This window comes from Paenibacillus sp. FSL L8-0638, from assembly GCF_038593075.1.
In the GTDB taxonomy this organism is placed as follows: Bacteria; Bacillota; Bacilli; order Paenibacillales; family Paenibacillaceae; genus Paenibacillus; species Paenibacillus polymyxa_D.
Map to the genome: position 1 here is coordinate 3,452,524 of NZ_CP151960.1, position 14,233 is coordinate 3,466,756.

General features: G+C 46.9%; 15 protein-coding genes and 1 other annotated feature (1 of these 16 cut by a window edge). Of the genes, 2 read left to right on the top strand and 13 right to left on the bottom strand.

The window, feature by feature from the left end; genetic code table 11:
• Positions 1-223, top strand: a binding site (T-box leader); it begins 27 nt to the left of the window's first position.
• A gap of 261 nt (positions 224-484) precedes the next feature.
• The gene (gene serA / locus MKY35_RS15240) at positions 485-2,077 is read left to right on the top strand and encodes a phosphoglycerate dehydrogenase (RefSeq protein WP_342444151.1); all 1,593 of its coding nucleotides are present in this window, start codon (positions 485-487) and stop codon (positions 2,075-2,077) included.
• A gap of 216 nt (positions 2,078-2,293) precedes the next feature.
• On the opposite strand, the gene MKY35_RS15245 is transcribed toward serA, so the two are convergent.
• The 6 genes from MKY35_RS15245 to MKY35_RS15270 form a co-directional block, all read right to left on the bottom strand.
• Positions 2,294-3,736, bottom strand: coding sequence for an ATP-binding protein (locus MKY35_RS15245; RefSeq protein ID WP_342444152.1), 1,443 nt, complete (start codon positions 3,734-3,736; stop codon positions 2,294-2,296).
• A 1-nt stretch (position 3,737) separates the two neighbouring features.
• Positions 3,738-4,454 (bottom strand): response regulator transcription factor, encoded by a 717-nt coding sequence (locus MKY35_RS15250; protein ID WP_029517311.1) that lies wholly within the window; start codon positions 4,452-4,454, stop codon positions 3,738-3,740.
• Between the two features lie 109 nt (positions 4,455-4,563).
• Positions 4,564-5,322 carry a pseudouridine synthase gene (locus MKY35_RS15255; protein WP_023989197.1) on the bottom strand — a complete coding sequence of 253 codons (759 nt, stop codon included), beginning with the start codon at positions 5,320-5,322 and terminating at the stop codon, positions 4,564-4,566.
• 78 nt (positions 5,323-5,400) lie between these two features.
• Entirely contained in the window at positions 5,401-5,931 is a 531-nt protein-coding gene (locus tag MKY35_RS15260; RefSeq protein ID WP_013310760.1) for a spore maturation protein, read from the bottom strand.
• A 7-nt stretch (positions 5,932-5,938) separates the two neighbouring features.
• Entirely contained in the window at positions 5,939-6,682 is a 744-nt protein-coding gene (locus tag MKY35_RS15265; RefSeq protein WP_342444153.1) for a nucleoside recognition domain-containing protein, read from the bottom strand.
• A 57-nt stretch (positions 6,683-6,739) separates the two neighbouring features.
• Positions 6,740-8,002, bottom strand: a complete 1,263-nt coding sequence (locus tag MKY35_RS15270; protein ID WP_342444154.1) for a D-alanyl-D-alanine carboxypeptidase family protein — start codon at positions 8,000-8,002, stop codon at positions 6,740-6,742.
• 208 nt (positions 8,003-8,210) lie between these two features.
• Between MKY35_RS15270 and MKY35_RS15275 the strand changes: the two genes are divergently transcribed.
• Positions 8,211-8,933 (top strand): protein-glutamine gamma-glutamyltransferase, encoded by a 723-nt coding sequence (locus MKY35_RS15275; protein WP_342444155.1) that lies wholly within the window; start codon positions 8,211-8,213, stop codon positions 8,931-8,933.
• A gap of 91 nt (positions 8,934-9,024) precedes the next feature.
• Here the strand turns inward: MKY35_RS15275 and ytfJ are convergent, their stop codons facing one another.
• The 7 genes from ytfJ to ribE (MKY35_RS15310) all read right to left on the bottom strand — a co-directional run bounded on the left by ytfJ (position 9,025) and on the right by ribE (MKY35_RS15310) (position 14,017).
• Positions 9,025-9,516, bottom strand: coding sequence for a GerW family sporulation protein (gene ytfJ, locus MKY35_RS15280; RefSeq protein WP_342444156.1), 492 nt, complete (start codon positions 9,514-9,516; stop codon positions 9,025-9,027).
• A 169-nt stretch (positions 9,517-9,685) separates the two neighbouring features.
• A complete protein-coding gene (locus tag MKY35_RS15285; protein ID WP_342444157.1) occupies positions 9,686-10,396 on the bottom strand; it encodes a DUF2953 domain-containing protein in 711 nt (236 codons plus the stop codon).
• Positions 10,397-10,564: 168 nt separating this feature from the next.
• Positions 10,565-11,176 carry an SMC-Scp complex subunit ScpB gene (scpB, locus tag MKY35_RS15290; protein ID WP_029517305.1) on the bottom strand — a complete coding sequence of 204 codons (612 nt, stop codon included), beginning with the start codon at positions 11,174-11,176 and terminating at the stop codon, positions 10,565-10,567.
• A complete protein-coding gene (locus MKY35_RS15295) occupies positions 11,145-11,939 on the bottom strand; it encodes a segregation/condensation protein A (RefSeq protein ID WP_029517304.1) in 795 nt (264 codons plus the stop codon). The genes scpB and MKY35_RS15295 overlap by 32 nt, the downstream gene beginning before the upstream one ends.
• A 174-nt stretch (positions 11,940-12,113) precedes the next feature.
• A complete protein-coding gene (gene ribE, locus MKY35_RS15300; protein WP_023989205.1) occupies positions 12,114-12,578 on the bottom strand; it encodes a 6,7-dimethyl-8-ribityllumazine synthase in 465 nt (154 codons plus the stop codon).
• A gap of 29 nt (positions 12,579-12,607) precedes the next feature.
• Positions 12,608-13,291, bottom strand: coding sequence for a 3,4-dihydroxy-2-butanone-4-phosphate synthase (gene ribB, locus MKY35_RS15305; RefSeq protein WP_342444158.1), 684 nt, complete (start codon positions 13,289-13,291; stop codon positions 12,608-12,610).
• Positions 13,292-13,351: 60 nt separating this feature from the next.
• Positions 13,352-14,017, bottom strand: a complete 666-nt coding sequence (gene ribE, locus MKY35_RS15310; protein WP_029517302.1) for a riboflavin synthase — start codon at positions 14,015-14,017, stop codon at positions 13,352-13,354.
• Between the last annotated feature and the right edge of the window lie 216 nt (positions 14,018-14,233).

The window sequence follows — 14,233 nt, forward strand, 5'->3', positions numbered from 1 at the left end:
TGATTTCGTCCTCAGAGAACCGGTGCTTGGGTGGAAGCCGGTGACGAAGTAACTACTTTCAGCGCTCCTGAGTTATTGCACCGAGGTCTGGGGAATATTTCCCGGCATTAGATGCAATCGGCAGAAAACCGTTATCCTTTCGGTCATTTTATGACCGCTGAAGGCAGTCCATTGCGAAATGGCTGCGAATTAGGGTGGTACCACGATAACTCTCGTCCCTTACTATGGAGATAGTATGTGATTCGGGGGTTTTTTTGATGCCCGAAAACCGCAAAGCGTCTCCGCACAAGACTTTTGGTCGTTAGTTTGGTGCATAATGCTATTCCATCCCTTTTCTGCGTCAATGCGTTATCACACTAGTATTTCACACCGCTCTCCTGTACTTTTAGAAGCATTTCAAGTTTTTTCATGTTCTTTATGGAATGTATTTCAGTTTGAAGTGCATCCTGTCCATAAAAGAAGTTAACTTTGAGGAGGAAACCAAATGTTTAAAGTGTTAGTATCCGATCCAATCAGTGACCTGGGCATCCAGCAACTGATGGATGCAGACGATGTCACGGTGGACAAGAACACAGGTCTCAGCGAGGATGAATTGGTTCAAATTATTGGTGACTATGACGCATTACTCGTTCGAAGCCAAACTCGGGTAACCGAACGCATCATGACGGCAGGTAAGAACCTCAAGGTTGTAGGGCGAGCTGGGGTCGGAGTGGATAACATCGACCTCGAAGCAGCAACAAAACGCGGGATTATCGTTATTAACGCTCCTGACGGCAACACGATTACGACATGTGAACACACTTTTGCAATGATGATGGCTCTAGCACGTCATATTCCACAGGCATATGCCAAAACCATTGGCGGTACATGGGATCGTAAAACATTCCTCGGTGTCGAACTGCGTAACAAAACACTTGGAGTCCTCGGCATGGGACGTATCGGCAGTGAGGTGGCTAAACGTGCCAAAGCATTTGGCATGAGTATCCTCGGCTATGATCCATTTCTAACGGAAGAACGCGCTGAGAAGCTGGGCATTAAGCTGGCGAGCGTGGACGAAATTATCCGCAACGCAGATTTTATGACCGTACACACACCATTAACACCGGAAACGAAACATATGATTGCTCGTCCACAGTTTGAAGTGATGAAAAAAGGAATGCGCATCATCAACTGTGCCCGAGGCGGAGTTATCGATGAAATGGCGCTTGTTGAAGCCATTGATGAAGGCATCGTTGCCGGTGCAGCCTTTGACGTATTCGAGTCAGAGCCGCCAGCACAGGATCACCCATTCCTGAGTCATCCTAAAATTATCGTCACACCACATCTGGGTGCCTCGACTGTCGAAGCTCAAGAGAATGTAGCTATCGATGTTTCCGAGCAAGTGCTGCATATTTTGCGTGATGAGCCTTTTAAAAATGCGGTCAACATGCCTCCAGTACCATCCAACGTTATGACGCAATTGCAGCCATATTTCTCGCTTGGAGAGAAGCTGGGCAGCTTTGCCGCTCAGATCACGAATCAGGCTGTACGTGAAATTCAGGTAGATTACGCTGGCGATTTGTCCTCTGTGGATACACAGCCGCTGACACGGTATATTTTGAAAGGCGTACTTAGCCGTCATCTGGGCAGCGATGTGAACATTGTAAACTCTGTACATCTGGCCAAAACACGTGACATCCATCTTGTCGTATCTCAGGCGCCCGCCACCAAGGGTTTTACCAACCTGATTACCGTTACACTCAAAACGCAGAGCGGCGAAGAGCAACGTGTATCTGGCACCCTGCTGGCAGGCTATGGCGAACGTATTGTTCGGTTGAACCAGTTCCCAGTAGACGTGGCACCGGAAGCTCATTTCCTGCTCATCTCGCACAATGATAAACCAGGCATTATCGGTCGTGTCGGCACCTTGCTTGGGGAGAACGGCGTCAATATCGCTTCCATGCAAGTAGGGCGTAAAATTGTCGGCGGAGAAGCTATCATGATCCTGACCGTCGATAAAGCCGTGCCGAAAGACGTACTGATTCAACTCGTTGGTTTGCCAGAACTAAATACTGCCCAAGAAGTAGTGCTAGATTAGTTCCAGACCCTATTGAGAAGTCCATGGTTTTATAATAAAGAGAGGCGCCTGGCTACCCAGGCGTCTTTTTCTTATACCGTTATCTATCATGTGAGTAATCATTTTGAAACAGGATGTTCCACGTTGAACAAGATAAATGTTGATTTTTCAACAAAAAGCACCCTCTTCCGAGGATGCCTGCAAACCGGGGTATATCAGCTTGGGCTTATAAGCCTGTTACAGACCCAGCTTAGTTTTGCTGGAGATGGGCAGCAAAATAGTAAATTCCGTCCCTTCCCCCAATACGCTGGCAGCAGAGACAGAGCCTCCGTGAGCCTCTACAATATTCTTGACAATAGCAAGCCCCAAGCCAGTCCCTTTATCCTCACCACGTACTCTGGCTTTATCTGCCTTGTAAAAGCGGTCGAAAATATAAGGTAAATCCTCGCTGGCAATGCCTACACCTTCATCCTTAATCCGAATACAGATTAACTCATGCCGTTCTCCCAAAATTCGATCCGCCGCAATAGTAACCTTTTTCCCACCGGGTGTATGCCTGAATGCATTATCCAGCAAATTGGTCAATACCTGTTCCAATCGGTCTTCATCTGCCTCAGGCAGCAGCAAACGTTGGCCATGCTCATGGTAATCGAGTGTCAGTCCCTGTTCCTTTGATCGTACCGTAAATTTACGGTGAACACGCTCGATCAACTCATTCACATCCACTTCCTGTCGGTGCATGTCTGTATGACCAGCCTCCATTCGGGCCAGATCAAGCAGATCCTTGACTAACCTTCCCATGCGTAATGACTCATCATGGATGACCTGCACCAGTTCCTCGGATTCTTCTGGTGAACCCGCCATACCATCCAGCAACGCCTCACTGTAGCCCTGCATCATAGATAAAGGTGTACGGATTTCATGAGATACGTTGGCCACAAAATCGCTCCGCATCTTCTCTAGCTTCACTTCTTCCGTAATATCTCGAAGCACAGCTACTGCACCGCGGATTGCATTATCCGTATACAGAGGCGCCATCTGCACCGACCAGGAGCCCTTCTTGACATGGATATAGTCTCCGACATCCTCTCCCCTGTCCATAACGGTATGGAACAGAGACTGCAAAGGCTCAGGTACAGAAGCTCCAAACTCCTCCAGATCACGTTCCTGCCACTCCAGCTTTTTCCAGATATCCAGCAAACTTTGTGCCGGCGGATTCGTCAAGATGATTTGTCCGCTTCTGTCGAAGGTGATTACTGCATCAGACATGCTTCGCAGTACGCTGGATAAATGGTTTTTCTCCTCATTCAGACTGCGGATCGTTGCTTCCAGTTCCGTAGACATATGATTAAAAGTTTTCGCCAGTTCTCCAATTTCATCACTGGTCACCAGCGAAAGCCGAGTATCATACCTTCCCTCACGAATGGCATTCGCCGCCTGAATCAACAGCTGCATAGGCTGTGTGATTTTAGTAAAAAGAAATAGGGCAAAAAAGGTCGTCAATAAAAATCCGACTATACATGTATAGGTGAACAAATGCTTGATTTCCGTCGATTCATACGCCGCAAAATTTCTGTTGATGTACGGCAATAAAAAAAGCCCTAAAAAAATAAGCACAGAGCCTACAAGGCAAATGATGGTGATCCACAGCTTGCCTACCAGCGATCTCCAGAAGTTCACGTTATTTTGGAACCTCCAGCTTATAACCTACGCCCCACACGGTCGTAATCATAGCCGCTGCCTCTGGCGATACCTTATTCAGCTTTTCACGAAGCCGTTTCACATGCGTATCCACAGTGCGCAGATCACCAAAAAATTCGTAATTCCAAACGTCTTTCAGCAGTTCTTCGCGTGAGAAGACTTTATCTGGTGACACCGCCAAATAATGCAACAGCTCGTACTCTTTAGGCGTGAGACTGATTTCAATCCCGCCCGCAGTTACCCGGTGCGCATCATGCTCAATGATAAGATTCGGAAAAACAATACTATTGCTTGGTACCGCTTCTTTCGTTAAAAAGGCAGTTTCCGACGAACGGCGTAAAATCGCCTTCACCCGGTAAATGACTTCTCGCGGGCTAAAGGGCTTAACCACATAATCATCAGCTCCGACTTCAAAGCCTTGTACACGGTTCACTTCCTCGCCTTTGGCAGTCAGCATAATCACAGGTGTAGCTTTGGTCTGACGTAGCCGTGTACACACCTCAATCCCATCCATCCCCGGAAGCATCACATCGAGCAAAATAATGCTGTAATCGCTTGCAGTCGCTTTTTGGAGGGCAATCTCCCCATCCTCAGCTTCGTCAATTGCATATCCTTCTTTTTCCAGATACATCCGCAGAAGGCGTCGAATGCGTTCTTCATCATCTACAATTAATATGCGGTTGCTTTGTTCTGACATATTCCCAGCCCCTTCGCTAAAAAAAGCATTCTCTCTATTTTACTATTTTCCCGTGCTTGGTCAAACTTTACTCTCATCCAACAGTCTCTTTACACCAAAAAGGCCGGGGTTATGACCCCCGTCCTGTCCGTTTCTTTTTCGTGTTGTCTGATTTGGCAAGTTGAATGAGACGGTTGATTTCGTCCTTGGTTAGGGGTCTGGTCAGACCGCGCTTCAAGTTTTGTAGCAAAAGATCTCCGAAGGCTATCCGCTTGAGTCTGATGACTGGGTGTGAAATGGCCTCAAACATCCGTCTTACTTGGCGATTTCTGCCTTCATAAATGGTAATTTGGATCACAGACTCCTTACCATTCGGATCTACATCTTTATATTCTACCTCGGCTGGTGCAGTAATGCCATCTTCCAGCACGATTCCCTTTTTCAGCTTGTCCAGCTCAGTACCATGTGGAACACCTTTGACTGTTGCCACATATGTCTTGGGCACATGATGCTTGGGATGGGTGAGCAGATTGGCGAACTCGCCATCATTGGTAAGCAACAGCAGTCCTTCGGTGTCGTAGTCGAGACGTCCTACCGGATATACGCGTTCCTTAACGCCTTTCAGATAGTCTGACACGATTTTACGGCCTTCCGGATCGGAAGCGCTCGTAATGACCCCTTTAGGTTTGTTCATCATCAAATAGATTTTTTTCTCGGTTTTGATCGGGCGTCCCTTTACCGTAATCATATCTTGATCAGGGTCTGCCTTCGTTCCCAGTTCAGTTACGACAACCCCGTTCACTTCCACGCTACCCGCCTGAATAAGCTCCTCACATTTACGTCTGGAAGCTACACCAGCTTGGGCCAATATTTTCTGCAATCTTTCCATGTTCGCTAATTCACCTCATGCTAATGATACCCATCCATGAGCAAAATCACAACCCCCGTTCAAAAAACGATGCAGAAATTAAAATACAAGCAGGCAAATCGCAATAGCTGCCACAAAACCAACCACATCTGAAAATAGTCCTACCTTCAAAGCATACCGTCCATTGCGGATACCTACCGCACCAAAATATACAGTTAGTACATATAACGTCGTGTCTGTGCTGCCCTGAATCGTTGAAGCGATCCGACCGATCATGGAATCCGGGCCATAGGTGCGAATTAGATCCGTCGTAAACGCAAGTGAACCAGTGCCCGTCAATGGACGAAGCAAGCCTAAAGGCAATACCTCGCCCGGTACACCCCAGTGTTTAATCCAAGGGGTAACCCAAGAGATCAAATAGTCCAAGGCGCCGGATGCTCGAAAAATGCTAATCGCCACCATCATGCCTACGAGATGAGGAATAATGCTGATGGCGGTAGAAAATCCGTCTTTGGCTCCATCCACAAAAGAATCGTAGACAGGGACCTTTTTAGCATATGCATATAAAGGAATAAAAGCGAGAATAACCGGAATGGCCCAAGTCGATACGAGGTTTATAAAATTAAGCATGCCTCCCTCATCCTTTCCAAGTGGTGTCCCTGCCCTTGGCAGCCGTGATTCCCGTTCGCGGAACGGCAGGTAAAGATGCGGGCAACGTAGTTGAAGAGGCAGCAGATGTTGGTGCTGGTGGGGCGAGTGGCGCCAAGGATGACTGGGACGGCGGAATCGCCGGAGGACGGCGGCGCAATTCTCGACTACGGTACCAACGATCCGCCGCAATTGCAGCAAAGGTGGCTATTGCGGTCGCTACCAGTGTCGTACCGACGATTTCTGCCGGATGTGCGGAATGGAAATTTAGCCGTATCGCGATCAACGTCGTAGGAATAAGCGTAATACTGGCTGTATTCAGGGCGAGTAGCGTACACATGGCTGGTGTGGCGGTTTGCTTATCTGGATTGAGCGTCTGCAGCTCTTGCATCGCCTTGATTCCCATCGGTGTGGCTGCATTCCCCAGGCCCAGTAGATTGGCGCTCATATTGGACAAAATGTAACCCATAGCGGGATGATTACGCGGAACATCAGGGAAGAGAAAGACAACTAAAGGAGAAAGAAACTTGGATATTTTCTGTAAGAGCCCGCCATCTTCAGCCAGCCGCATCATACCCATCCAGAACACCAGCACACTTATCAGTCCAAAGCACACTGTAACCCCCGTAGTTGCCCCGTCAAAAGCCGCTTTCGTCACCACCTCAATATTTCCCTGCGCGGCAGCAAATACAAATCCAATACAAATCAAAGCCACCCATATGAGATGAATCATGGCTGATTCCTCCTTTTCCCAATGATGTGACACGTACAGCTCTATTTCCTGGTTGCCCTATGCTCCAAACAAATTTTTAAGGATTTCGTTCCATCTGCTCGTCCAATCTCGTTGCTGAGTATTGTTCGCAGGTTCTTGTGCAGTTGGAGCCTCCTGCTGTGGCTGTACGGTATTTTGAGTAGGCAGCTTACTACCTTTTGCATACACAGGAACAGAACCGATAAGCTTACCTTCCAAAAGGAATTCAACCCGTCCTCGTAAGCCAAATGATACGTCCGCTCTGTCTTCAGAAGCGGAATTTTTATACAACACCAGTCTTTTGTGCAACTGGGTTTTCTCGCCATCATGTAAAGGATAGGCAAAGCTTGTACCTGTTAATAGTGGGTAACCATCGATAGGTTGCTGCTTGTCCGTAATCGGAATGAGCGGATAATATCGGAATCCGTAATCAAGCATACGGGCATGATCGTTCCAATCGTCCCCGTCATTCAAGGTAACAGCAGCGAGCTGGCGACCGTCCCGTGTAGCCGAACTGACCAGACAGCGAAACGCTTTTTTGGTAAAGCCTGTTTTCACCCCGTCAGCTCCGTCATACAGCCGCAGCATTTTGTTTTTATTGTGCCATGAGTAGTCCCAAGAGTCGTTGGGATTCGGTGCTTTTTTCAATTCTGTTTTTACGATACGGGCAAAAGTTGGATTATGCAGCGCATAAGCAGTAAGCCGGGCCATATCATTGGCTGAGGAATAATGTCCCTCGGCATCCAGCCCGTGCGGATTAGCAAAATGTGTATGGCTTAGCCCAAGCTGAACCGCCTTGTCGTTCATCAAATGAACAAATCCCTCTTCTGTCCCCCCCACATGCTCAGCAATGGCAGAAGCGGCATCATTACCAGAACGGAGCATTAAGCCGTACAGCATATTTTCCAATGACATTTGTTCACCCATTTGCAGAAAAAGCGAGGACCCTTCTTTGGCATACGCGGTTGGGCTCACCTTTACCCGGTCCTGCAAGCGTCCATGTTCAATAGCCACGATCGCTGTCATAATTTTGGTCAGGCTGGCAATACGTAGCTCCCGGTCACCTTCGGTAGAATAAATGATTCTTCCTGATGTGACATCAATTAAAGAAGCAGCCTGTGCATGGGTTCCTAATGCGGGCGGCGCTACTTCTGTTTTTATCGCTCCCCGAACGGGCTGCGGACTTAGCAACGTAAGCGGCAATGACAAAATAAGCAGTAGTACCAGCGGCAAAACAAATGCGCGTGCCTTATTCAAGAAATGGCTGTGGTCCGCGTGAATGTGTTGCTTTTTTTTAAACATTTGGATTCCTCCGGTTTTGAGCAAGTCTTGTACCATTCTATGTCCAAGCTGTTCAAAGTATGTCCACCTTTATAACAGAAAATTCCTTTACAGGACTAGCCATTAGCTGCTCCTTTTTCGCTTTCTTTCTACAAAACCAAGCAACATGCCCTCCTGAGCACATATATATTAGTTACTAAACGTTAAATATGGATCGAGGGGTTATAACATGCAGCGACTACAGTTTGAAATGATTTTAAGATCGCGGATTGTAGAGTCCGCAGAAGCATTGCATCGAAGCGGTGTATCCTTTGCCACTTTTGCTACCGCACGTTGCAACCCGCAATTCTGGAATATAACGGAAAAGGGTGGCTTTCAGATCAAAGCAGGTGTCACACCGGCCCAAGGCATCAGAGATATCTTTTTAAACAGTCATCAATACGCTTTTGAATGTGCAACAGCTATGGTTATTGTGCTGTACAATGGAGTGCTGGATTCCATTCTGGAAAGTGAGTTTAATCGGATTTTTGCTGATATGCTGCTGTATGACTGGCACTATGATAGCGACCTTAGGCTCATACAGCAGAAAGGAAGTCATAAAGCGGCTCCTGGCGATATTCTGTATTTCAACAATCCGGATGTGTCATCTGAAACATTGGAATGGAAAGGAGAAAATGTCGTTAAGCTAAAGGAAGACTTGTTTTACGGCCATGGGATTGGTATCTTGCCGGCGAAAGGTATTATCGATTCCCTGAATCAACATCGTCGGCCGGAAGCCACGGTATCTGCTTATTTGACGGATGAAGTGATCTATCCGGACTACATCTACCTATCGCAGTTTGCTGCCGAAGGAAATCGAAAAAATGAAATCTCGCTGCATACTTTGTATCAACAGGAATACAGTCACCAAATACATGCTGTCATTGGGGGAAGACAGTATATTCGGGGATAGGTCCGAGTACAAGCAGAAAAGAAGGTATTCCTTAGCCTATACTCGGCTTTGGGATACCTTCCTGAGAGAACGCTTTTAATTTCAATAACTTTTACAAGTAAGCCGGGCCAGAATTACTGTGATCCGTAGCAACATCTACAGGTACCTGTGAGGTTGGAGTCTGTAAGTTGCCGCCTGAATTCCGGAAGATAGACTGAACCTTATCAATCAGGTATGGCGTGGAGTCAATGAGCTTCTCAATCAGATGCGTTTGATTGTCCAATGGAACGATCTGTGCCCCCTGTTTACCAACAACCAGAAAAGCAATGGGATGAATAGATACACCACCACCGCTACCGCCTCCAAAAGGATGCCCTTCCTTCCCGCTATGATTACCCGACGCCGAGGAAGTATGAAGTGCCTCTTCGTCTACATTAAAATCACTTCCCCCGGCAGCGAAACCAAATCCCACCTTACTGATTGGCAAAATAACAGAACCATCGGGTGTTTCCACTGCGTCTCCTACAATCGTATTCACGTCTACCATGGCTTTGATGTTTTCCATTGCGGTTTGCATGAGCCCTTGAATCGGGTGATCTGACATGATTTATTCCTCCTCTGCTTATCTCAAGCGTAGACTGCCTTTTCTTTCGCTATTGTGCGCAGGGGTTCAAGGAAATATGTATGTCTTTCGATTCGGTTATGCCTAATTCTGGAGAATACTGAATCTCAAAGTTCAGAAAGGATTGAGTCTCACCTCTCTCCACTGCTTATCATTCATTGTTAGCTTGATGATCCGCATTTTTTTTGGAAAAAACCCGTTTCCATGCCTCCGGTCCACCCGGAACGCGCCATATGCGGTAAGATAAGATGAGCATGGAGAACATTAAATAGCCGAGCGATACGTTTGCTTCACAGTTCAAAGTGGTGGTAAAACGCAAGCGATCCACCCAATAGGGCACAACATACAGCTTAGGGGTACAATCCATGCGTACAAAGCTTGAAGCATAACCGATCAAGGTTGTTTTTAATCCCCACAAAATACCAGTTGAGGTAGCTGTATATGCCGCGTCAGCAAGACTAATGTTGGTAGACCATTCCATTTTGGACATCGTCACATGTGCCAATGTATGTCGCAACCATCTATTAAAGGATTTCGTTCCCTTGAGCAAAACCCGTATATCATGTATAAATTGTTTGATTTTTACTGTATCAATATTACCACTATCCACGGAAGCATCCGTTTTATGTATGTTTTTGTTGCGATCAAGCCGATAGAGAAGCCCTTTTTTCAACCCTGTTATGAGAATGGCCGGCACATCGTAATTCATTTTTATCATCCCGTATAGAAATCTGATCTCTAGATGCGCCCGATCATCATTGTCATGTTTGGCAATATTCAGCTTCAAACGAATACGAGAGAGCAGAACTGCCAGTACAAGTAATATAACGACGATGATGGCGATACTGATCCATTTCCACACTGGCGTGTCCTCCCTACCTTTTTGCTATAGAATATCATGGCAAAAATAGTATGACCGTTCGCCGGAAAATCATGCATCTTAAAATACCAACAGCCAGCCCCCAACTATATGAGGACTGGCTGTCTGTTTGAACTTTTACATAAGTGAGCCGCAAGATCCGGAGCAGCTTTATTGGGATTCAAGATCTAGATCATTCGCCGCAGGCTGGCTGCTCTCCAAACGCTCGAACAATAATTGAGTCTCTTCCTCCAAGTTGTCCGAATTCTCGAACAGCTCCGGTTGCGGTAGATCTGCCAGAGAGCCCAGACCGAAATAATCCAAAAATGATTTCGTCGTTCCGTACAATATCGGCCGTCCGATAGCTTCCGCTCGACCTTTCTCTTCAATGAGCTCCTTGTTGACCAGTGTATGTATGGCCCGCTCGGATTTAACACCCCGAATCTCTTCGATTTCAACTCTTGTAATGGGCTGGCGGTAGGCCACAATGGCCAACGTCTCCAAAGCAGCTTGAGACAGTGAGGCACGTGCCGGAGAGTATGCGAGCTTTTCAAAATAAGGTGCATGTTCGGATAAAGTTGCAAGCTGATAATGACCGGCAATACGGACAAGTTGCAGGCCTCTTCCCCCCTGCTCCATGTCCTGCTTCATATCTTCCAGGCACTGCTCAACCAGCTCTTGCTGCTGCTCTACAATGTCGGCGATCTGCTTGGTGGATAACCCTTCCTCTCCTGCTAGAAACAGCAGTCCCTCAATAATTGATTTCAGCTTCAGATAATCCATTAACCCGTAAATCCCCTCTCCACTCCATTACAATATCATCGAAAAGCTTCTCCTGATAACAGAAAATTTGTTTCATTTTCATCAGTTCAAGGATAGCCAAAAAGGTCACAACCACTTCATGCCGATACATATCCTCATGCATCAGCTTGGAGAACAGCAGCCGTCCTCCATTCCCCACCATCTCTAAAGCCCCGATAACTTGCCGGATACGGTCCTTGACTGAAATTTCGTCCCGATGAACACGGGTTACTGTCGTACGTCGTTCTGCTTTGCGCAAAGCACGCTGAAAGGCTGCGACCAAATCGCTTGCATGCAGCCCGTGCACCGGATTTACGGGTTCAGTGGGCAGGAATGCACTCAGATCTTCTGGCTCCTTGCCATAAATTAGACTCCGCTCCCACTCACGTTCACTTAGATGGCGAGCAATCCCTTTATATTTACGATACTCCACCAGCTTGCGGACCAGTTCCTCACGTGGATCATAATCCTCTTCCTCATAAAAATCCAAATCGTCATATTCCATCACAGGTGGCTTGGGAAGCAACAATTTACTCTTAATAGATAAGAGCGTCGCCGCCATCACCAGAAACTCGCTCGTAATGTCCAGTTCCAGCTCCTGCATACTGTGCAAAAAAGCCATATACTGATCAGTAATATCGCTAATCGGGATATCCTGAATGTCGATTTCGGCTTTATCAATCAGATGCAACAGTAGATCCAGCGGACCCTCGAATGTTTCCAGCTTGTAGTTTACGACTGTCAATGTGCTTCCCCCTGCCTTACTCCAATCATCATTCAACAATACCTTTCCCTATAGCACTTATGCCCTGCGTTATCAATCCCTCTTTCTGTAGTATATACGTCATCGCCTTGCTTAACAATCCAATCCCTTTTTTCCCCTTGCAGTTTATACCGTTCTATTCAGCTATTCCTATCATTAAAATTGCTTGCCGAGATTGGCCATTTCAATCGCAGCCAGTGCTGAATCCCAACCTTTATTACCAGCCTTCGTACCTGCTCGTTCAATAGCCTGTTCAATGTTTTCTGTAGTCACTACCCCAAAAATAACAGGTACTCCCGTTTTTAGGCTGCTCGCAGCCACACCCTTGGCCACTTCATTGCAGACGATATCATAATGTGAAGTAGAACCACGGATGACCGTACCCAGCGTAATTACGGCATCATATTTGCCGCTTGCAGCCATTTTTTGCGCAATTAGTGAAATTTCAAATGCACCCGGAACCCAGGCTACATCAATTTCATCTTCCTGTGCACCATGTCGTTGAAGTGCGTCAATTGCACCGCTTAACAGCTTGCTCGTAATAAACTCATTAAATCTGCCCACCACAATACCATATTTTAAACCGTTCGATACGAGATTACCTTCTAGAAAACGTGCCATATTAATCAACCTCTCTTAATTTAAATTATTTACAATGACAAACGACGACGGTAGTCCACCAAATGCTGAATACTGATCAGTTTCAATTGATGTCGCTTGGCGACCACTGCCAGATCAGGCAGGCGGGCCATTGAGCCATCTTCCTTTATAATTTCACAAATGACTCCAGCAGGCTTGAAACCACTGAGTCGAGCCAGATCAACAGCCGCTTCCGTGTGACCAGCACGCTGCAAGACACCCCCATCGCGAGCAATCAGCGGGAACATGTGACCAGGCTTGCGGAAATCACTTCCTGTGACTGCTTCGTCTGCCAAGGCGCGTACAGTCAAGGAGCGCTCGGCCGCTGAAATCCCCGTTGTTGTCTCCATATGATCTACCGATACCGTAAAGGCAGTACCGTGGAAATCTGTATTTTGCTCTACCATAGAATGCAATTCCAAGGCCTCGGCTCTTTGTCGTGTGATCGGCACACAGACCAACCCGCGACCTTCTGTAATCATGAAATTAATGACCTCAGGCGACGCTTTTTCAGCCAAAGCGATAAAATCGCCTTCATTTTCGCGCTGTTCATCATCCACTACAATGACGACCTTACCGTTTTTTAAGTCCTCCAACGCTTCTTCGATGGAATCCAAACGAATCTCTTCGTCATGTTCCAACTCGCCATGCTCTATGACGTTTGCCATTGCACTTGTTTGGCTACCTCTATCCATAACACTTTCCTCCTTATGTCTTGTGCCACGAATGCTCCTAAACAGGGTTGCCATTCAATATCAGGCAAAGCCGTGTTTCGCCAAATAGTCCAAACTGAGAGGAGCTTCTTCTACTCTCTCCGCCTCCGCTGCACCTCTGTAACTTAAAAGCTGTTCTACATATTTGCCCAAAATATCGCATTCGATATTGACGGTATCCCCCTCACGTTTGCCTTGTAAGGCCGTTTCGGATAAGGTGTGGGGAATAATGGATACGGCAAAGGTCTCTCCCGTACGCTGTGCGACTGTGAGGCTTATACCATCAATTGTGATTGACCCTTTGAGAAGAATATATTTAAATAATGTTTGATTTTTAGGCTCAATTTCGTACACCACTGCATTCTGGTCTGATGTCACCCCGCGAATCGTTCCCGTCCCGTCCACATGTCCTTGCACAATATGTCCTCCGAACCTTCCACTCGCCGCCATCGCTCGCTCCAGATTGACTCGGCTGCCGGATCTCAACTCTTTCAGATTAGTGCTACGAAAGGTTTCCGGCATCACATCAACCTTAAAGTCTTTCGTACCGATCTGTATCGCCGTCAGGCAAACGCCATTCACTGAGACACTGTCTCCTATTTTTAAATCGCCCAACACCACGGAACCCGAAATCCCCAGCACCATCGCTTCACCGCTTTTGGAAATGGTTTGAATACGACCCACTTCCTCGACCAATCCGGTAAACATGCCTTCACTCCTTTCCACTACATCTCAGTTTATCCCTAATTCATCAGCTATAAGCGCAAAAAACCCCCAGTTCGGATTCAATCCGTCATGGGGGTGATGAGAGTCACATTTGTAGTATACAAGCGCAGTTCATATGCATCTTAAGACGACATGAAATCATAGGTTTGCCAATAGAAAGCATGACTGAGGATACAGCCAAATACGCTCAGAACACCC